Raw genomic sequence first — 20,410 nt, 5'->3', positions numbered from 1 at the left:
TCAGCGCTACGTACGTTTCTCCTGGTTCCGCTGACTTTCGGTTCTGCGCTTACCAGAAACGGAGTAGCATTTCCGGCACTATCCGCCCGTCATCGTGGGGCTGGCTTTTCCGCTCACGCCTTTCCTATAAGCCCGTCATCCTAAGCATTCCGCGCATCAAGCGACATTGAAGGACGACGGGCCTTTTATTCGCTCAATCACCATTTCACCATGTCACAAATTCACCACCTAGTGCATGTTGCGCTCCTCAATCAGTTTGAAGAAGGCCTCCGCGTATGATTCGCCGATGGGAATGATGGCCTCGCCCATATAGATGCGGTTTTTGCGGATAGAGTCGATGTGGGCCACGGCCACGATGTAGGAGCGGTGCACGCGCACGAAATCCTGGGGCGGCAGACGGTCCTCGAAGGCCTTCAGAGAGTTGAGGGTGAGAATGGGTTTGGCCCCGGCGTAAATCTTGATGTAGTCCTTCAGGCCCTCCAGGTAGCGGATGTCGCGCAGGTTGAGGCGCTGGGTGTGGTAGTCGGCCTTCACGAAGATGTAGTCGTCGTGGGGGGTAGCACTGGGCGCGGCCGGTGGGGTAGGGGCCGGGGCGGCAGCCGGCTCGGGCTGGTGGGGCGTCAGGCGTTCCTGGGCTTTCTGGGCGGCTTTCACGAACCGCTCAAAGGCAATGGGCTTGACCAGGTAGTCTAGGGCATTCAGGTTGAAGCCTTCCAGAGCGAAGCCCTCGTAGGCGGTGGTGAAAATTACGAGGGCCTGGGGCTGCATGCTGCGCACAAACTCGATGCCCGTGAGGTCGGGCATTTGAATATCGAGAAACAGCACATCTACTTGTTCCTGTTGGAGCACCGTCATGGCTTCGAGGGCGCTGCGGCAGGTGCCCACCAGCTCCAGAAACGGTACGCGCTCCACGTAGCTCGTGAGCAGGCGCAGGGCCAGGGGTTCATCATCAACGAGCAGGCACCGGAGCATACGCTAAAGTCAGAGTGAGTTCTACCATAAATTCATCGTTGGTTTCCTCTACGTGCAGCTGGTGGCGGCCGTCGGGTAGAGCAGGTGCAGGCGCTGGCGCACGTTGGGTAGCCCGATGCCGGAGTTGGGGTCGTGGCCGCCGGTGCGGGGAAAGCGCGAGTTCTGCACCGTGAATAGCAATTGGTCTTCGCGCACAATTAAATTCACGGCAATGCGCGAAAAGTTCTGGGCGCTGATGCCGTGCTTAAAGGCATTTTCCACGAACGGAATCAACAGCATAGGCTCAATTAAATGCCCATCCAGAGGCCCATCCACGGTAAACCGAATGTCTACCTCCTCGGGGTCGAGGCGCAGGCGCTGCAAGTCAATGTAGGTGCGCAGGTACTCCGTTTCGCGGGCCAGCGGCACCCTAGCGGCGGCCGACTCATACAGCATGTAGCGCATGAGTTGGGACAGTTGCATGATGGCCTCCGGCGTGTCGTCTGATTTCAACTGGGCCAGGGAGTAGATGTTGTTGAGCGTGTTGAACAGGAAGTGCGGGCTTACCTGCGACTTAAGAAAGGCCAGCTCGGCCGTGAGTTGCTTGTTTTCCAGGTCGCGCCGGGCGCTATCGGCGTCAAACCATTCGCTGGTAATGCGCAGGCCGCTACTAATAATCCAGACCAGAATGCCCATCACCCACAGGCCCTGGGGCGGCCGCGAGTAGTGCATGGCGCCCGGCGGCCGGTGGTGCATGGGCTGGATAATGCCCGCCATCCGCAGTAGCATGGGCATGTACATCAACCCCAGCAAACCCAAGGCTACCAGGAAATAAAGCGCAAACTTCTTCCGGGCAAAAAGGCGCGGAATCAGCACGTAGTAATTCAGGTAGAAGTAACCCGCCAGCTGCAGCGGCAGCGTCAGGTGTCGTAGCTGAAATGGCGGCGGGTTATCCGACAGCAGACGCGGGATAAAAGCTACCCCCACCCAGGCCGCGACGTGCACAACCACGCGCAGCACCCGCTGACGAGTGGTTTTGTTCTTGCTTAACATCAAGTGGCTGGCTGTGCTTACAATCGGTAAGAATACGAAGGGCCTTGGAAACCCGTGCTGCTGAGCCGTACGAAGGACGTACTCCCGTCAGAACAGGCCACCAGTAGCGGGCCGTTTAAACAGGAGCAGGTCTTTCGTGCGGCTCAGCAGCACGGGTACGGGTCAGAAATTAAGCTGCGCCTCTCATGAACATGTCCTGCTTCGACTATTCGGCCGCCGGATCAAGCAGAAAGGTCTAGCGTTTTTCAGACACTATCTGGTTGTGCTGCTTAGCGGGTGCCGCCGGCTGGCGGGCCGTGGCGGCGCATCCGCTCCTGCTTTTTGGCCTGGTACTGCTGGAATTGCTCGGGCGTGAGCACTCCTTGCAATTTAGCATTGGTGCTTTCATCGAGGCTGCGCATTTGCTGCATGCGGGCCTGACGGTCGGTTGTTTCGCCGCTGGCGCGCAGGGTCTGCATCTGTTGCATTTGCTCCTGCTGAATAGCGGCCACCTTAGTTTGCTGGTCGGCCGTGAGGTTGAGCTCCTTGGTCATTTCCGCCAGCATGTTGCCGCGTCCGCCCCGGCCACCCGCACCACGGCCTTCCGTGGGAGCCGTGGCGTCAGTGGCAGTGCCTTTGGCTTTCACCTTGTCTTTCTTGGCTTTGACTTTGGTTTTAGCGGGAGTGGTCTGGGCCAGAGCGGCGGGAGCGGTAGCGCCGGCCAGCAGACCGAGCAGGAGGGAAGTTGCCAGAAACTTTTTCATAGGGTAGTAGAGGAAGAAAGAAGAAGTAAACGCTGACCTGGTTTAGTAGATCAGTGCTCAAACCTACTCCTGGCCTTTCCGGGGCGCTAAAAACATCTACTAACCCCGCCATTTCCTCGACGCTACCCCCGCTTTAGCTGCAACAGCGGCTGCACAAGGTTAGAGCTGAGGTGAACAGGGCTGATATGTAGAAACGCGACACTTCGCGTCTCTTCGTTGAACGGTCTGTACCGCATGTGGCGCTAAGCTGGTTGTTCTGGTAGCAGACGCGACATTTCGCGTCTGCTGCTACACCGTTACACACTATGCAAAAACTCCTTAATTAGAATGAAATATCGTTTGTCTGGTAAAGTAAAAGGGTAAAAATGTAGTTTTTATTCTGTCTAAATAAATAATAAAAACCTTGAAATAAACCTTTGAAAGGGCATTTAATTTATGTGTGAAAAATATTTTAAAAATTTATGAACTAAACTTGTTGGTAAGAAAATAACTTTTCTACCTTTGTCACGTTCAACAGCCCAAACGCTAACGACTTTTACACCTTTCCTGTCATGTGCCGCCACTTTAATCAAGATATGCCATCACTCAGCAAGCTGGATCGGGAGATTCAGCCGGGGTTCGGCGCGCCAGCAGACAGGTAAGGTTTCTACTCTAGAACCATCTTCCGCAAACGCCCGAATCTGATAGGATTCGGGCGTTTTTGTTTTCATCTTCTATCTATCCTACTCCCCATGATGTTATTCTCTCTACCCTCGCACTCCATCCGTATTACCCTCAATTGCCCGCGACTATCAGTCGTTGCGACTTGGCAAAACGGTAGTAAACCGGAGTAGCAACAATGGCTAAAGGCTAGCACCTCTGCGTAGGCAAACACGGTGTAAAATTGGCTTAGTCAAATTAATTTCCCTGGTTATTTAAAATAAGATCATCCTGTTTTCGGGGTGTAAAGGAAAAGTATTGTCTTTAATTTTCTAGAGTTTTATTTAATAATTCGTACGTGAATTATGCTGGAAAAAGTGTGTGCTTTCCTAAGTAAAAAGTACGAGTTATTTATTCTGGTTATAGCCGTCATTCATTAGTACTCACTACCTGATTTTTCTATTCGATGCGTTTCAACTTCCCCTTCCGCCCGCCTACTCCGGCTCCGGTGCTCAACCACGAGGGTGCACCGGCTACTATGCTCACTCCCGCGCTGGAGCTGTACGCCGCCGTGGCTACTGCCGCCCTCAGTGACCAGTTCTACGAAACCGCCGATACCCGCTTGGTGCGTCTGCGCGAATTGGTGGCTCGCAACGATGCGGAGTTCGTGGCCCGCCTAGCTGTGTATGCCCGCGAAAAGCTGTATTTGCGCTCCGTGCCGCTGGTATTGGCCGTAGAGCTGGCCCGCTTGCACCAGGGTACCAGCCTGGTCAGCCGCCTGGTGGCTCGTGTGGTACAGCGCCCCGACGAAATCACGGAGCTGCTGGCCTATTACGCCCAAGCCAACGGCCGCACCGGCCTCAAAACCCTCAACCGTCTCTCCAAGCAGGTGCAGAAAGGGTTGGCCCAAGCCTTCAACCGTTTCGATGGCTACCAACTGGCCAAGTACGACCGGGCCGGCACCGTGCGCCTCCGCGACGCCCTGTTCCTGGTGCACCCGCGCCCCGCCGACGAAGGCCAGCAAGCCTTATTTAACCAGCTGGTGGCCGGCACCCTCCCTACGCCCTACACCTGGGAGACTGAATTGTCGGCTCTGGGACAGGTAGGATTTACGTCGGAGGCAGAGCGGGCGGCCGCTTTCCGCCAGAAGTGGACGGAGCTAATTGGTAGCGGCAAGTTGGGCTACATGGCCCTGCTACGCAACCTGCGCAACATCCTGCAGGCTGGTGTACCAGCCGAGGCAGTAGCGCAAGTGTGTGCCACCCTCGCCGATGCGCGGGCCGTAGCCCGCAGCAAGCAGCTGCCCTTCCGCTTTCTGGCCGCTTACCGTGAGGTAAAGGCTTTGGAAGCAGGCACGCTGCAGTCGGTGCTGATGGCAGTGGGGTTGCGCCAGAGCCCGGTGCCGCAGGTGCTGGAAGCCCTGGAAGCGGCCATCGGCCACAGCGCCGCCAACCTGCGCGGCTTCGGCTCGGAAACTCGGGTAGTGGTAGCTTGTGACGTGTCGGGCTCCATGCAACAGCCTATTTCTCAGCGCAGCAAAGTGCTGTACTACGACGTGGGCCTGGTGCTGGGCATGCTCCTGCAGAGCCGCTGCCAGAACGTGGTAACCGGCATGTTCGGCGACACCTGGAAGCGGCTGACGCTGCCCCGTGGCCCCATTTTGCGCAACGTGCAGGAGTTTTACCGCCGCGAAGGCGAGGTAGGCTACAGCACTAACGGCTACCTGGTTATCGAGGACTTGCGCCGCCGCCGGGAGGTAGTAGATAAGGTAATGCTCTTCACCGACTGCCAGCTCTGGAACTCTCACTTCAACGGCACCAACATGGCCAAAGAATGGGCGGAGTACCGGCGCACCGTTGCTCCACAGGCCCAGCTATACCTCTTCGACCTAGCCGGTCATGGCACCGCGCCCCTGCAAGTACACCCCGAACAAGGTGCAGCTCTGATTGCCGGCTGGTCGGATAAGATTTTCGACGTGCTGGCCGCCCTCGACAATGGCGGATTCGCTCTTACCGAAATCGAACAGATAGTGTTGTAATGGGCAACTAGAATATCCCATTTAACTGTCACACGGCGCCCTGCGAAGCATCTCGCCCGGCTAACAATAGAACAGCTGTAGAGACGTGACACTTCGCGTCTCGGCGTCAGAACGACCAGGAACCGCGCAGTCTAAATAACGTCAGCAATGACAAGACGCGAAGTGTCGCGTCTCTACAGCCGGGCAAAGAAGCGCCAGATGCTGCGGTAGTACTGACATCAGATCAAGTAATCAGGCATCATAGAAACATGTCTGTCAACTAATTATCCTCCGTGTTGCATAGTTCTCCAGCATTCCTATCCCATTATTTCTACCTAAACCACGCGGCCCCGGGAGTGGCTTGCGGCAACCCGAAAAGCGGTGCCACTCCCGGGTTACGGCCCGACAATACCTACTCTAATGAACCGAGAACTACAACAATAAATAGCCCATAGCACCCTCGACGCCCTGGCACGAGGCAACTACGAAAACCCGGTGGCCCGCTGAAAAACGGCAAACTGGTAGAAGTCCAAACAGAACCGTGCCAGAAGTTCGAAACGCCGTTACCCCGTAAAATGGCTAAAATATAGCTGGAGCGTAGTTTTTTACGTTTTTCAGTATATCATAATCATCTTTTGTAACGTTCATAGCCATGAAGTTCTCTTACCAAACTCCTCGTATGGTAACATAAGTACTCCCAGAAGCTTCGGCTTCTACTAATTGGGACGGCGGCTGACCACCTGATGGCTGCCGCCGGCCGGGGCGGCGTACCGCCGAAGCACTGTGCTTCGGCGGCCCGCTCCAAACCGACTGACTTCCGCCCGTTTGGGTGCCGTAGGCAGGCGTTACTTCGTCTTGGTTGAATACACCGGCATCCCCGGTGTAGGGTTCGATTCCCATCCCGCAGTTCCGGCTGCGGGGTACTCGCCAGCCGCTTGTTGCCCCAAACCCGGAGGTTCAGCCGCATTATCACCCTGCCGGGTGTCGTAGCGCAGCGTTACTTCGGGTCGCCCGTTCGATTCGGGCCAGTCCAATCAGGTTGTTTACCTTGGACTGTAGCTCAGCTAGGTAGAGCAGAACGGCCTTCGGGCCGGTCATTTCGCTGCTCGTTTGTCGCCCCGGCAGGTTTTGTTTTTCCGCGGGAGTGGGTGCCGTAGCCAGGCCATACTTCGCGCTCTTAACGCCCAGGCCGCGGGTTCGAATCCCGCTGGTGGCTGCTTCGGTGGCCGCTGTAGCTCAGTCAGGTAGAGCAGGATAAAAGGCCTGGTGCTTGTTAGCCCCACCCCCACGGAAAATAAAAAGGTGAGTGTCGGAAGAAAGCGCTACTTCGTTGGTTGGCCTTCTGTAGCCCGCGGGTTCGAATCCCGTCTTGTCCGACTGCGGGCAAGTGGCTGAGTGGTCAAAAGCACCCAGTTTACAGAACGCTTTTCGCTGATTACCTCACCGCTGGTACTATCTGTTCGGGTGCCGTAGGGCGACCATACTTCGCACTGTGGTTGCCCGGGTCGTGGGTTCGAGTCCCACCAGTTGCTACCCTTGGGTGGTGGCTGTAGCTCAGAAGGTAGAGCAGGATATAGGGGCCGCCCACCTGTTGCCCCGAACAGATTTTTTTGAATACTCTTGAGCGGCCGGAAGGTGTCGTGGAGCAGGCATACTTCGTCTGAAAACCTAAGGGCCTGTCCGCCTTATTACCCTTCTAGCTGCTCTTTTTCTCTGGCTTTCGGATGCCGTAGGGTCGCGTTACTTCGGCCTGACTGCGGGTGCACACCCACCCTCAGGATACGCGACTCGCCCGTTGCTCCGCCGCCAAAAACTTCTTCTAGTACATTCTTATTCGCATGGCCTCACAACTACGCGGCAACGACCTTCGGCAGCTTGGCTTCCCGGAAGGTCGGGCCATTGGACTCGCGCTGGCTCAACTGCAGCGCAAACACCTCAAAAAACTCTCCCAAACTGACCAGCTAACCCTGCTAAAAAGCCTGCTGGCGGACCCTTCTACCTACCTCACCCACCTCGACTGGAGCCACACGGCCGCCGCTTTGCTACCCCCACCCAGCCGGCACATTGCCCTTACGGAGCGCAAGGAATACGCTGTGTTCGGGGCCGAGTACATCGAGCAGGGCGCCATTCATCAGATGGAAACGGCCATGAAGCTGCCTGTAACCGTGGCTGGGGCCCTCATGCCCGACGCCCACCACGGCTACGGTCTGCCCATCGGCGGGGTGCTGGCTACCGACAACGCCGTAATTCCCTACGCCGTGGGCGTGGACATTGGCTGCCGGATGGCCCTGTCGGTGTTTGCTCTGCCGCCTAAGTTTCTGGAGCAGCGGGTACAGGAACTGCGTAAACTGCTGCTGGACCACACCAAATTCGGCAACCGCGACGTATTCCGCCACGGCCAGAAGCTGGGCCACGCTGTTCTCGACCGTCTCGAGTTCCAGGAAATTCCCTTTCTGCGCAACAAGCTGGACACGGCCGCCGCGCAAATTGGCTCCTCCGGCGGCGGCAACCACTTCGTGGAGTGGGGCGTGGTCGACATCACCGACCCCGCCAACGAGCTGGGCGTACCGGTAGGCCAGTATCTGGGGTTACTTTCCCACTCCGGCTCCCGGGGCTGGGGGCCAGCATCGCCAACCACTACACCAAACTGGCCCAGGACACTTGCCAACTGCCCGCCGAAGCCCGCCACCTCGCCTGGCTCGGCCTCGACACGGAAGCCGGACAGGAGTATTGGGCGGCCATGAACTTAGCCGGCGACTACGCCTCGGCCTGTCACCACCAGATTCACCAGCGCCTGGCCAAAGCCCTCAGCGAGCGGCCCCTGGCCAAAGTGGAAAACCACCACAACTTCGCCTGGAAAGAGCGCCTGATGGACGGCCGGGAGGTAATTGTGCACCGCAAAGGAGCCACGCCGGCCGGCAAAGGGGTGCTCGGCATCATTCCGGGCTCCATGACGGCCCCCGGCTTTATCGTGCGGGGGCGGGGCGAGGCGGCGTCCTTGTCGTCGGCTTCCCACGGCGCGGGTCGGCAAATGTCGCGCACCCGGGCCAAGCAGGAGCTGGGCGAGGCCGAAGTGCGCCGCTACCTTCAGCAGCACGGTATTGAGCTGCTGGGCGGGGGCGTCGATGAGGCGCCCCAGGCCTACAAAAACATTCACGCCGTGATGCAAAGCCAGACTGAACTGGTGGATGTGCTGGGCTCCTTTAGCCCGCGCATCGTGCGCATGGAAGGCGGGGTGTAGGGTTTTGTTACACATGAAAAAGGCCCCGATGCATTATCATCGGGGCCTTTTTCTATTTCGATGCAGCTAAGGTCGGTGACGCCGGTGACGGTACACCGCCGTGACATGGTAGGTAGAAGTGGAAAATACGCCCGGGCCGTGGGAGCGAACCGGCAGAGCTGGTAGCAAATCAGCTAGCAATAACAGCGCTACAGCAGTAGCCGCCAGGTTGGGAGTGGAGGCACACGAGTTCATGCTCAATGAAGTAAGACATACGCAACACTGGAAATGGCCTGCTACCGATGTGTGGGCGCAAGGCACTAAAGTATAGGACGGGCACCGAACAGTACCTGGCTTAGAAAACCAGAGAACATCAGGCTGCCCTATATACGTTGGCAAAGATAGAAGTGGATTTACTAATCAGCGAATTTTCCGGGTTTAAACTGGGTGTATGCTCGACGAACTAGGCTTTATGGCCTATAAATCAATAATACAGCCTTCTAAAAAGAACACAAATTTATACGCGCCGGACTATGTAATGCGACACTTGTTAAGCCAGAAAGACGTCAGCAGCTTGCCCGTGGTGGGCAGGGGTATGTTGACCCGTTGCTGAGTTAGTAAGAACTTATGGTCCGTATTAGCTAGCCGCGGAGTTTCCCCGGGCCGACGTGCTTTTGGCTGGCTGGCTCGATTCAAGAGCAGTAAGCAGCCGGGCTACCTCGGCCGCCTCGGCCGTAAAGGCCGCATGCCGGGCCTGTAACAACGCCTGGGCCGTGCTGCCGCTCCGGACCAACTCCGTGCGGGCCTCCTCGGCAAACTCGCTGAGCCACACCGGGGGAGTGGCCCGACCAGGAGCTAGTACGGCCGTTAGGGTTGGTAGAGAGGCTAGTCGGCGCCGGGCCCAGGCGGCGCGTTCCGGCATCCGGCTCAGTTCCAGAGCCATCTGCTCGGCGCGGTGCTGACAGGCGCGCAGGTGTTCGCGCAGAGCTACGGTATCAGCCGCCTCGGGCGTTGGCTCGGCGGGAGTGGCCTGCTGGGCCAGCGTAAGCGCGGCCTGGGGCAACGAGGCGGCCATGGGCAGCTTCCGCACCCCGCGCTCCACCTGCGACACCATGGCTTTGCTGAGTTCCATACACCGGCCCAAACCAGCTTGGCTCAGACCAAACCACGCCCGTAGCCGCGGCAACGGGCTAATCGGTTCATCACGCATAACAAGGATTGCTTTACTACTGAAAAACGTGCAAAAATAGTAAAGCAGCTGTCTGGTAAAGAATTTTCTTGTCAGGATTTGCTTGAAGTAAAAAGCTAGGCATCTAGGGCAGCTCAGGGTATCCATTGGTTCCGGCTGGTGTGCTTGTTGGCCTAAACAACCAAGGGTAGGCACTCGGGAGCAATGGGCTACCTTTTTTAGATTATGCCGGGAATTTTGGATTTATATTAGCGGACAACTGTTTTGCTTGTTGCAATTCGCTATGGCAGCGAAGTCAGGTTCCCAAAATTATTATTTGATTAGTTAGCTTTTTCAGTAGATAATCATGGCTGTTTCCCCCATTAAGCGTACAGCTACTGCTCGCTGGCACGGCCGTGGTACCGATGGCACGGGCCATCTTACCACCGGCAGCACTATTCTTGACAACTGTCGCTACAGCTACCATACTCGTTTTGAAGAGGGCATTGGCACGAACCCGGAGGAGTTGATTGCTGCGGCTCATGCGGGCTGCTTCGCCATGAAGCTGGCTTTCGGCTTGCAAGCGGCCGGCTTTAGCGTCGAATACATTGATGCCCGCTGCGAAATAGTGCTACAAGAGGGGTGCATCCGCGAATCAAACATAACGGTAGAGGCATCGGTGCCGCGCCTACCTGCCGCCCGATTTCAAGAACTGGTGAACGATGCCCGGCAAAACTGCCCGGTTTCGCAGGTGTTGCGCGTTGACACCCGCTGCACCGCTCAGCTGCGCGAGGTACAGCAGACAACCACCAGTTAGCGCCAGGAAGCTACGCCATTAGCTGCCTGGCTCCGCTGGCGGTGTAGGCTCTATCCGCACTATGTCGCCGGCGCGCATAAGGCCTCCCTGCACAATGCGGGCCGTAAGACCACCGTGGCCGCGCATGGCATTGTAGCCGCCCGGACCCAGTTCTTCCTCCATGCGGGAGCAAGGGTGACACTCGCCCGTAATTTCCAGCACTACCTCTTCTCCGATGCGGATTCGCCGGTTTTTCAGGGCCAGCAGGTTCAGCCCGCTCACGGCCAGGTTGCGCCGCAGGCGGCCCGGGTCAACAGGCTCAGGCAGACTCAGGTAACCCGCTACCGCCGCTAGGTGCTCATGCTGAATCAGGGTTACCTGGCGCTTGCCGCCGGGCTTGGGGCGGGCATGGTCGCCGTGCAAATGGCGGTCGGTTTCGGCCGTAGCTTCGGCCACCGCTAGCATTGGCTCGCGCCGCACGGGCCGCAGTCCAATCCACTCCAGACGCCCAACTTGGGGTAAGGTGTTCAGCATCTGCGCAATTGTTGATTTATCGTCGCCGAAAAAAGGAAAAGGCATAACAAGGCTGGTTTACAAGTAGCAGTCAAGAACGGCCCATCAGGTCATGTTGCCGTTAATGGAACACGGTAGCGGAAGTCTACCCGGAAAGGACGGACCGGGCGGGGTTCAGCGCAACTACGAAGTTACTCTCTGCGCCGGCGCTGGCAACCGCAACCGTCCGCCCACCCGGCCAACTAGGCCCGGGGCCTGACCGCTGAGCCTAGCTAGCCCGAGGTAAGAAACGTGCTGCCTTCGGGGTAAATATAGCCGCCGCGCTAACCTGCGCCGCACTTATGCGTATGGTAACACGGCGGTGCGCTACTGGCTGCCCGCCCTTCTCCGTACTTTATTTTCCTGCAACTATCATGGCCAAAACCACCGCCAAAAATGCTGCGGCCGCATCGGCTGCCCCTACTGCTTCGGCTACTAAAAAGGCTGCTTCTTCGAAAGATAATGGCGCTGCTAACGGCCAGACTGGCCCAAGTGTACAGCCCATCCTGAACCAGCAGTTCAACGCGCCTGCTCCTCTGCAGAAGTATGGCACGGTGTCGCAGCGCCTACCCATCGGGCTGGATGCCAACATCCGCCAGGAGAGCGTGGAGATGCTGAACCAGATGCTAGCCGACACTTGCAGCATCCGCGACATGTACAAAAAGCACCACTGGCAGGTAGTAGGCCCTACTTTCTACCAGTTGCACCTGCTGTTTGATAAGCATTACGAGGAGCAAGACGCTCTAATTGACATGATTGCCGAGCGCATCCAGATTCTGGGTGGCGTAGCCGTGGCCATGGCCGCTGACATTGCCGAGGTGACGAGCATTCCGCGCCCCCGCGCGACCGGGAAGAAGCTCCCGTGCAGGTTTCGCGCCTGTTGGAAGCTCACCAAATTATTCTCAAGAACTGTCACGACTTCGCTAAGCGCGCTGACGAATCTGGCGACGACGGCACCAACGACCTGATTGTGAGCAATGTGATGCGCACCAACGAAATGCAGGTATGGTTCGTCTCGGAGCACGTAGTAGACACGCCCCTGGCCCGCGCTGAGTAGCCGCTTACACTTACTATTGCACTCAAAAAAGGCTCCCGCGCGGGAGCCTTTTTTAAGTGCAATAGTCTGGGAAGGCTTATGCACTGTGAAGACAGACGCAATAGTAGGAGTAGGGAGTTGAAGCAAGCTGTGAAACAGAACCGCTGAAATCAGTTGGAAAAACTTAGCAATTGTTTTCGGCTGACACTGAGGCTGAAACCCTAAAATAGAAGCTAAATCAAGGCTTGCTTCCGAAAAAATAGCCTACCGGATTTGGAGCCTAGCCTTCAGCCCTCTACTTTTGTCCTCGATTCGCCGCCTCAGTGAATCCGAAAGCTTCGGCTTTTGCTAGTGAAAGAGTGCTTACCATTATCTGCGCACGTGGTGAAACTGGTAGACACGCCATCTTGAGGGGGTGGTGCCTTCGGGTGTGGGAGTTCGAATCTCCCCGCGCGCACTCTACAACAGCCCCACTCCGGTTTCCGGAGTGGGGCTGTTGGCTTTTATGCGGCGGCCATCGTAGCTGAGAGTTTTACTACTGACAGGTCCCGTAGAACCCTTGACTTGAAATGATCTTCCTGCTTGCCACCCCGCGCTATCATAGTAATAGGTTAGGTACTTTCAGTTGCTGGCATACATAAAAGCTGCTACCCAAAAATCTGCCTGCATACTTACTCTGCCCGTTCAAACGGATTGGCGGGTACTACTAGCAGTACGTTTTCGCGTTCCACTACTACTTGGCCGGCAATGGCGCCTTTGGGCTTGCGTACAAATTTCTTGGGCGTGTACGTGACCGGGCAGAGGGAGTCGTTTTTGCGGCGCGAGTACCAGGCAGCCAGCTGGGCGGCACGTTCCAGCACCGGCGCTGGCACCGCGTGGCCAGGCCGCTGCCGCACTACCACGTGGGAACCCGTGACGTCCTTGGCGTGCAGCCATAGGTCGTCTTTGTGGGCGTAGCGCTGAGTGAGTAGGTCATTGTTTTGCGCATTGCGGCCTACCAGAATGGTAAAGCCGCTGTCTTCGAATACCTTAAACGGCAGCTCTTGAGCTGCTTTGGCCGCCGAAGCTGGATCGAGGCCGTGCTGTTTGCGCCACTGCCGCAAGGTGCGTAGCTCGCCAGCGGGTAGGGCTGCTAACTCTTCCAGACGCTCCAAGCACCAGAAGGCTTCCGTTTCACGGCGCTCGGCGCGGGCGTTGAGCTCCCGGGTTTCCAGCTGCTGATTTTTGGCTTTGCGGTAGAGGTTCTGGGCCGTGCGCTGGGGCGTTTCGGTAGGCTTAAGCTTGATCGTACGCGGCTGGTTATCCTGGTAGAAATCAACGACTTCTACCTGCTTGGCGCCGGCCGGAATCTGGGTGAGGTGGGCCATAATCAGGTCGGCGGTTTGGCGGTAGCCCACGGTATTTTCCAGGGCGTGTAGGCGGCGTCGGGCGTGCTGGGCGCTGGTAGCGGCTTCATCGGCGCGCTTTTCTAGTTGCTGGCGCAGCTGCCGTAACTCGGCTTCGTAGGCGCGGCGGTTGAGCAGCAGCGGCACGAAGCGGCGTAGCGCCCCAATGGGGTCAGTTGCTGGCAGGGTGTACTCTACCTCGCCCACAGGCAACAAACTCAGGCGCGTGCGGCCGTCCAGGCGAATGATGTAGAAAGCCGCCGGGTTTTCCAGCTCCAACACGGTTTCGCGTACAAGCTGCCACTTGGTTTCTAGCGGGGTGGGGTCATAACCGCGAGTGCGCAGGTAAGCCAAAGCCACATCGTTGAGGCTGGGGTAGGCCTTAAGCGGATTGACGGGCAGCTCAGTAGGCCTGAGAGGGGTAGGGGCCGCAGCATCGACCACCGGTAGTAACTCCGCATCGGCGGTGTAGCGCTGATGAAATAATTCGGCGGGCGCCTCAGGGGTAGGGCGGAATACCGCGTTGGGTCGGGTGCTGTATAACTTGAACAAAAGAGTGGCCCCACTCTGAAAGCTTAGCTGTAGCATCCGGTCGTTGGGCCAAGCGGCCACCGCTGCTACTTGCTGGCCTAGCAGTTCTGGTAGCAGGTCCACGGAGTTCTGCCGGGCCCGGTGAAACGATTCGGGCATCGCCAGCATAGGGCCAGCCGCGGCCAGGTGTGCCTTTAGCCAGAATTCCTGCGCACCATTTGTCAGGCCAATCACCAATTCATCCTTCTCCTGCGAAAAGCACGTTGCTACCGTGTAACCGGCCAATTGTTGAGCAAGAGCCGGCGCAAGTTGGCGCAGAAAGTAATAGTTGGTGTGCATGAAGTAGGTAGGAAGCTACGATTCAACCACTTGCTGCAGAAAAAGTAAGCGAGTGAGAATACGCCTATTTTCAGCCGCCGCAAGCCGGAACGGCAGCAGTGTAAACAAGATAATGCAGAGTGGAAATAGAAACGGAAGTAATAGCTGTAGCAAGTGAAGTTTACCGTCAAGCATTGGCTCCCATAACAAGGCAGAAACGCCCATTGCCATCAGAAAGGAAGAAATATTACCAAACCCAAAAGCTATCAGACTTGCGCGCTGCCGAAGCAGTAACATAGTGCCAGAACCATATGGATTTGGTTCGATCCAGCCGGTAACTTGCGGCCGCGTTGCCCAATTAGTGAACATAGAGAGCCGCCAGATAGCAAACCTATTGGCCTGAATTGTACCTCGGAAAAGCTCTTTTTGAGGGATAAAAGTAGAAGAGCAGGCTGTGTTTGCTTCGACAATGCGTAGCACATCCTCAGGCGCGAGTTTCGATACGAGGATGTCTTCTGTTGATGGTATCCACCACATTATAAACTAAACCTGCACTGTCACGCGCAGGCCGTCATACGCCAGCTTGATGAAGCTGGGTAATTCGGCCTCAATTTCACGGTGGCGGCCCAGCTGGTGGCTAATGTGGGTGAGGTAGGCGCGGCTGGGAGCCAAGTCTTCCAGAATAGCCACGGCTTCCTGCAAGGTGAAGTGGGATATGTGCTGCTCGTGGCGCAGGGCGTTCAGCACAATGACTTCGGAGCCACGCATGCGTTCCAGGGCCTCCGGCCCGAGGTGGTTGGCGTCGGTGACGTAGGTGAAACCGCCTACCCGGAACCCGAGCACCGGTAGCTTGTAGTGCAGCGCCCGAATTGGTTGAAATTCTACGCCTTCTACCCAGAAGCTTTCCGTGTCGCTGAGGATGGGGTGCATCTGAACCTGCGGAATACCGGGGTACTTGTGCTCGGAGAAGATGTAGGCATACTCGCGCCGGAGCTGGTCCAGTACCCGCGGCTCGGCGTGCAGGGGCATGTCCTGCTGCTGGCGGAAATTATAGGCCCGGATATCGTCGAGGCCGCCCGTGTGGTCCTTGTGCTCATGGGTGAACACCAGCGCATCCAGGTGGTTGATGTGCTCCCGCAGGGCCTGCTGCCGGAAATCAGGGCCCGAATCGATGATGATGCTTTTGCCTTGTACCTGCAGATGCACCGACACCCGCAGCCGCTTGTCGCGGTAGTCCACGGACCGGCACACTAGGCAGGAGCAGCCAATGACGGGCACGCCCTGCGACGTGCCCGTACCAAGGAAGGTGATTTCCATGAGAAATAGGGTCTTGGGGTCCTGGGGGCTTAGGGTCTTGGATGATGTGCCACTACACAGAAGTGAGTGTAAGTAAAAGCACCATCCAAGACCCTAAGACCCCAGGACCCCAAGACCCAACTAATTAACCGATGTACTGCTTCACCACACGCACGAGGGCATCAAAGTCCAGGGCTTAGGCAGGTAGTCGGTGACGCCGGCCTCCCGGAACTGCTCCATAGAGTAGTTGTTGGCGTTGCCGGTAATGGCAATAACCGGAATTTTGGCAATGCGCGGGTCGGAGTGGCGGCGGATTTCGCGGGTGCATTCCATACCGTCCTTCACAGGGATGTTGATGTCCATCAGCACGCAGTCAATGGGCTGACTTTCCACCTGCTTAATGACTTCGCCGCCATTTTTGGCCGAGACAATGCGATACTTCTGGAGTTCCAGAATTTTCTTGGTCAGGTTCAGGATAACGGAACTGTCCTCGGCAATCAAGATAGTTTTAGAGTCGGCCATGAGAGGGAGAAAGAGTGGATACTTCGGTGAGGGGTTGTGAGGATGTTGTCAAACGCCAGGCGCGAAAAGCGAGGTGGCTGGCTACAAGGCCCGGGTAAGCGCAGGGTAGGCGGCCTTGAATTGTGCAAAGTAATCAAGCAGACGTTGAAAATCCGCCGGTGTATTTTCCGTACGGCCATTTTTCAACTCATGTTCTAATGCTTTGGCACATTCTGCCATCTCCTGAATACCCAACGTGAAGCCCGTGCCTTTTAATTGGTGCAAATGTGGCAAAATCTGCTCGTACTGCCCGGCACCTACTAATTCAGCCGCTTCGCTGAGCACCTGCTCGGCTTCCTGCTCGAAGTCTTGGTAGAGCTCAGCCGCAAACTCGCCGCCGCCTAATTGCCGCAACTGCTCCACAATTTCCAGGTCGATGGGTGGAATAGTGGCTGGCTCGGTGGTCGTTGCGTCCGCCTCGGCTGGCAGCACGGCCGTAGCCGTGGCGCGGCCCGTGGTCCAGCGCCGCAATACGGCGTACAGGTCCTGGCTTTTCACTGGCTTCGAGACGTAGTCGTCCATGCCCTGTTGCACAAACCGCTCAGCGTCTTCCTTCATGGAGTAGGCCGTCATGGCCACAATGGGCGGGCAGGCACTGCCCAGGCGCTGCCGGATTTCCTGCATGGCAGTAACCCCATCCATTTCCGGCATCTGGATGTCCATGAAAATCAAATCGTAGGTAGCCTTGGGCGCCGTGGCCTGGCTGATAGCCTCGAAACCATCGGAGGCCACCACAATGTCGCAGCCCAGCTTATCGAGTAGGCGCGTGGCTACCTTCTGGTTGATGGGGTTATCATCGACTAGCAGCACCCGCGGGGCCGATTCAAAGCGCACCACTTCCTGGGGCCGTTCCCGCGCCGTGAGCCGCTCCTGCACGATTTCCTCCTCGTTGTGGGCTACCTGGCAGCGAATTGTGAACCAGAAAGTCGAGCCATCGCCCACGTTGGAGTAAATGCCGATTTCGCCGCCCAGCAGACTGGCGAGCTGCTTGCTGATGGCCAGGCCCAGCCCCGTGCCGCCAAAGGCTTTGGTCGGGGTCGTGTCGAGCTGGGTGAAGTTGGTAAACAGCAGCTTCTCGTTTTCCTCCGAAATGCCAATGCCCGAGTCCTGCACGGCAAAGCGCAGGGTATGCTCCTCCCCATCCGTCACGGTCGAGGACACGATGATGCTCACCGTGCCGGCGGCCGTAAACTTGATGGCGTTGGAGGTAAGATTGCTCAGGATTTGCAGCAGCCGCGTTTCGTCCGTGATAATAAAGCGCGGCGTGTGCGGCGTGATGTGGTACGTAAAATTCAGATTCTTCTGGTTGGCCCGGTTGGCAAACAAGGAGTGAATCTTATCCAGGGTGTAGTGCAAGTCGATGCCGGACTCGCTGAGTTGCAGCTTGCCCGCCTGAATTTTCGACAAGTCCAGAATATCATTCAGAATAGCCAGCAGGGCATCGGAGGATTTACGCAGGGTATCCACGTACTCCTCCTGCTCCTCCGATGACACGGTCTGGTGGAGCAAATCAATCATGCCAATGATGCCGTTCATGGGCGTGCGTAGCTCGTGGCTCATGTTAGCCAGGAACAGCGTTTTGGCCTCCAGGGCCTGCTCTGCGGCCTCCTTGGCCCGGCGCAAGTCGTCCTGCATTTGCTTCATCTCCGTGATGTCGCGGGCAATGCCTTCCGTGCCGGCTGCTTCTCCGTTGCCTACCTGGCGGGCATTCACCAGCACGCTCACTGCATGGCCATCTTTGTGGCGCATGGCAATTTCGAAGTTGCGGGCCTCGCCATTCTGGCGCACGCTTTCCAGCAGGGAAGCGCGCTGCTGCGGGTACGTGTAATAGTCGCCGATGTAGTGACCCAGGGCCTCCTCCGGGGTATAGCCCAGCATGTCCATCACCGAGGGGCTGAGCAGCGTGAGCATGCCGTCGGCATCCGTGCGGTAGTACACGTCCTGGAACGACTCGAAAATGGCCCGGAACTTCTCTTCTTGCGCGGCCAGCTCCAGCTGGGAGCGTTTCGTCTCGGTAATGTCGTGGGCAATGCCCGATATTTCCTCAAAGGAGCCGTCGTCGAGGTAGATAGGGTTGAGGTAGATTTCGCGCCAGGTGTCGTGGCCCCGGGCATCGCGCAAGCGTACCTCAAACCGCTGCGGATGACCCTGGAAGGCCTTGCGGTAATTCTCAATGAAGGCCTTGCGAGCGTCTTCCTCCATCAGGGCCACATCGGCCTGCCAGAGGTTCACGTTCAGGGCCGGGTACACGCCGTTGCGGCGCAAGAAGTAAGCGGCGTAGTTGCGGTTAAAGGAAGCCAGGCGGGAGTGCGTATCCACGGACCACATCAGGTGGGAACCGCTCTCGAAAATGGCGTTCAGGCGGGCGTTTTGCTTCTGAATCTGAACCTCATTGCGCTTGCGCTCAATGGCCAGGGCCACCTGGTTGGAAATAAAGTGCAGAATCTCAATATCGGCCGCCGCGTAGGCATCGGCCTTCTGGTAATCCTGTACGGCGATGACGCCAATGATTCGCTCCCCAATGCTCAGAGGGGAGCAAAGCATGACCTCGGGCATCAGTCCGTAGGCCGTAATAGTACCTGTCTGAATTAGGTCCTGCAGCTCCTGGCGCAGTAGGTACTGGGGCCGCCCCGTCCGGATGATGTACTCCGACACGCCCGAGGAGAAGGGCCGGGCCATCATGCTTTGGTCGCCGCCCTGGGCGTTCTGATCCACGAAGTAGGCGAACTGCAGTTGGGTGCGGGCCTCGTCGCAGAGGGCAATGTAGAAGTTATTGGTTTCGATGATCTTGCTTAGCTCCCGGTGAATGGCCCCGTAAAGAGAGTGCAAGTCTTTGGAGCTAATGGCCAGGTTAGCAATGCTATAATACACCTTCTGCAGGCGCTCGGCCTTGATGCGGTCCGTGATGTCGTGCAGAATGGCGCGGGTGCTTACTGGCTCGTTGTCCTGCCAGGAGCAACTGATGGAGCCGATCAGGTGAATCGGCTTGCCCGATTTGGTCAGGAACACCGTTTCGAGCTTGTTCACCTTTTCGCCCTTGTACAGGTTGCGCAGCTGGTAAAGCAGCTTGGCCTTGTAGTAGGGGTGCACCACATCCGAGAGGGTCAGGTGGGGTAGGTCCTCGTCTTCGTAGCCCAGCTTTTCCTTCCAGGCCTTATTCACGAACAGAAACCGGTTATCAATGCTCAGGTTCTGAATCAGGTCGTGGGCATTGTCGAGGAAGTCCTGGAGGCGGTTGCGGTTGTCGGTGAGGGCGCGCACGGCCACCTGCTTGTCGGTAATATCCCGCCCTACAAACAGAATTCCGGTGATAACGCCCTGTTCGTCCCGCTCAAATTCAGAGTGCCAGAAAAAGGTGCGGCCCTGGCCGGAAATCGTCAGCAAGGAGCGTTCCGTGAAATCCTGCAGCTCCTCTTCGTCAATGGCCCGGTGGAAGGCGTAGCGGCGCGGGGCCTGTTCGGCCACCGGCGCAAACAAAGTAAAGTAGTCCTTGCCGTAGAGGGTAGGGGCCGGGCGGCCCGTCAGCTCGCAGAAATACTCGTTAACGTCCTGAATGCGGGCTTCCTTATCGAGCAGCAAATAGCACATGCCGGCCCGGCTGAGCACGTCCCGAAACTGGCCGCGAGAAAAGTCGGCCAGCTGCGAAACTACGGAGTCCTTGAGGCCGGTAGCGGCCTGCACCGTTGGGTTCACGTAGGCCGCAATGTCGCGCAGGGTCAGCAACACCAGCAGGGTTTCGCCGGCACTCAAGCGGCTGAGTGTGGCCCAGGCTTCCAGCCGCTGGCCGTCGGGCCGGTGGCCGCTCCAGCGGGAGGAGGTCTTTTGGCCCGTTTGGATAACCTTTAGCACCAGTTCCCGCAGCTGCAGTTCCGAGGTGAGATGGTTGTCGGCGGCGGACTCCGGGCTGAGGGCAAATGCCATGGGGCCAGCGCCTAACAGCATGGGCCGGGTGGTGCCCAGGTACTGGACCGCCCGCTGGTTGCAGTCAAGCAAAGTTCCCGTTGAGTCGTAGAGCAGCAGGCTGTCGAATGACTCTTCAAACAAAGCCCGATACACGTCGGCTGACAAGCCGGAGCCCTGGGGGTAGGCTGCCGCCGATGTACTCTGAAGTGTGTTCATGGAAGAAGGAGGATGCACGGGAGCA

Annotated in this window: 13 protein-coding genes, 2 tRNA genes and 2 pseudogenes; 6 read left to right on the top strand and 11 right to left on the bottom strand. The window is 57.5% G+C overall.

Annotated elements, in window-relative coordinates:
- Positions 1–228: 228 nt before the first annotated feature.
- From MUN84_RS02855 to MUN84_RS02845, 3 genes are all read right to left on the bottom strand, one after another.
- Positions 229–972 carry a LytR/AlgR family response regulator transcription factor gene (locus MUN84_RS02855; RefSeq protein WP_244696562.1) on the bottom strand — a complete coding sequence of 248 codons (744 nt, stop codon included), beginning with the start codon at positions 970–972 and terminating at the stop codon, positions 229–231.
- A gap of 48 nt (positions 973–1,020) precedes the next feature.
- Entirely contained in the window at positions 1,021–2,004 is a 984-nt protein-coding gene (locus MUN84_RS02850) for a sensor histidine kinase (RefSeq protein WP_244698619.1), read from the bottom strand.
- Positions 2,005–2,273: 269 nt separating this feature from the next.
- The gene (locus tag MUN84_RS02845; RefSeq protein WP_244696561.1) at positions 2,274–2,747 is read right to left on the bottom strand and encodes a hypothetical protein; all 474 of its coding nucleotides are present in this window, start codon (positions 2,745–2,747) and stop codon (positions 2,274–2,276) included.
- A gap of 1,105 nt (positions 2,748–3,852) precedes the next feature.
- Here MUN84_RS02845 and MUN84_RS02840 point away from each other — a divergent pair.
- From MUN84_RS02840 to MUN84_RS24380, 3 genes and pseudogenes are all read left to right on the top strand, one after another.
- Positions 3,853–5,424 carry a TROVE domain-containing protein gene (locus tag MUN84_RS02840; protein WP_244696560.1) on the top strand — a complete coding sequence of 524 codons (1,572 nt, stop codon included), beginning with the start codon at positions 3,853–3,855 and terminating at the stop codon, positions 5,422–5,424.
- Between the two features lie 1,362 nt (positions 5,425–6,786).
- Positions 6,787–6,935 (top strand) — tRNA-OTHER (locus MUN84_RS02835).
- Positions 6,936–7,241: 306 nt separating this feature from the next.
- Positions 7,242–8,644, top strand: a pseudogene (locus MUN84_RS24380) (RtcB family protein).
- Between the two features lie 66 nt (positions 8,645–8,710).
- Here MUN84_RS24380 and MUN84_RS02820 read toward each other — a convergent pair.
- Together MUN84_RS02820 and MUN84_RS02815 are read right to left on the bottom strand one after the other, a co-directional pair.
- The gene (locus MUN84_RS02820) at positions 8,711–8,878 is read right to left on the bottom strand and encodes a hypothetical protein (RefSeq protein WP_244696558.1); all 168 of its coding nucleotides are present in this window, start codon (positions 8,876–8,878) and stop codon (positions 8,711–8,713) included.
- A gap of 382 nt (positions 8,879–9,260) precedes the next feature.
- A complete protein-coding gene (locus MUN84_RS02815) occupies positions 9,261–9,755 on the bottom strand; it encodes a hypothetical protein (RefSeq protein WP_244696557.1) in 495 nt (164 codons plus the stop codon).
- Positions 9,756–10,158: 403 nt separating this feature from the next.
- Between MUN84_RS02815 and MUN84_RS02810 the strand changes: the two genes are divergently transcribed.
- Entirely contained in the window at positions 10,159–10,608 is a 450-nt protein-coding gene (locus MUN84_RS02810; protein WP_244696556.1) for an OsmC family peroxiredoxin, read from the top strand.
- A gap of 18 nt (positions 10,609–10,626) precedes the next feature.
- Here the strand turns inward: MUN84_RS02810 and MUN84_RS02805 are convergent, their stop codons facing one another.
- Positions 10,627–11,166, bottom strand: a complete 540-nt coding sequence (locus MUN84_RS02805; protein WP_244696555.1) for an MOSC domain-containing protein — start codon at positions 11,164–11,166, stop codon at positions 10,627–10,629.
- A 275-nt stretch (positions 11,167–11,441) separates the two neighbouring features.
- Here MUN84_RS02805 and MUN84_RS24375 point away from each other — a divergent pair.
- Both MUN84_RS24375 and MUN84_RS02790 read left to right on the top strand, forming a co-directional pair.
- Positions 11,442–12,196: pseudogene (locus MUN84_RS24375) on the top strand (Dps family protein).
- Positions 12,197–12,550: 354 nt separating this feature from the next.
- A tRNA-Leu gene (locus MUN84_RS02790) sits at positions 12,551–12,632 on the top strand.
- A 214-nt stretch (positions 12,633–12,846) separates the two neighbouring features.
- Here MUN84_RS02790 and MUN84_RS02785 read toward each other — a convergent pair.
- The 5 genes from MUN84_RS02785 to MUN84_RS02765 form a co-directional block, all read right to left on the bottom strand.
- Complete coding sequence (locus MUN84_RS02785) at positions 12,847–14,430, bottom strand: NFACT RNA binding domain-containing protein (protein ID WP_244696553.1); 1,584 nt, start codon at positions 14,428–14,430, stop codon at positions 12,847–12,849.
- Between the two features lie 15 nt (positions 14,431–14,445).
- Positions 14,446–14,889 (bottom strand): hypothetical protein, encoded by a 444-nt coding sequence (locus MUN84_RS02780; RefSeq protein ID WP_244696552.1) that lies wholly within the window; start codon positions 14,887–14,889, stop codon positions 14,446–14,448.
- Between the two features lie 63 nt (positions 14,890–14,952).
- Positions 14,953–15,726, bottom strand: coding sequence for an MBL fold metallo-hydrolase (locus MUN84_RS02775; RefSeq protein WP_244696551.1), 774 nt, complete (start codon positions 15,724–15,726; stop codon positions 14,953–14,955).
- 141 nt (positions 15,727–15,867) lie between these two features.
- Positions 15,868–16,227, bottom strand: a complete 360-nt coding sequence (locus MUN84_RS02770; protein WP_317239090.1) for a response regulator — start codon at positions 16,225–16,227, stop codon at positions 15,868–15,870.
- 81 nt (positions 16,228–16,308) lie between these two features.
- Positions 16,309–20,385, bottom strand: a complete 4,077-nt coding sequence (locus tag MUN84_RS02765; RefSeq protein WP_244696550.1) for a PAS domain S-box protein — start codon at positions 20,383–20,385, stop codon at positions 16,309–16,311.
- Between the last annotated feature and the right edge of the window lie 25 nt (positions 20,386–20,410).

Source organism: Hymenobacter sp. 5516J-16, from assembly GCF_022919335.1.
In the GTDB taxonomy this organism is placed as follows: domain Bacteria; phylum Bacteroidota; class Bacteroidia; order Cytophagales; family Hymenobacteraceae; genus Hymenobacter; species Hymenobacter sublimis.
Note: the sequence above shows the minus strand (reverse complement) of the source record. Positions and strands in the feature narration are given on the sequence as shown.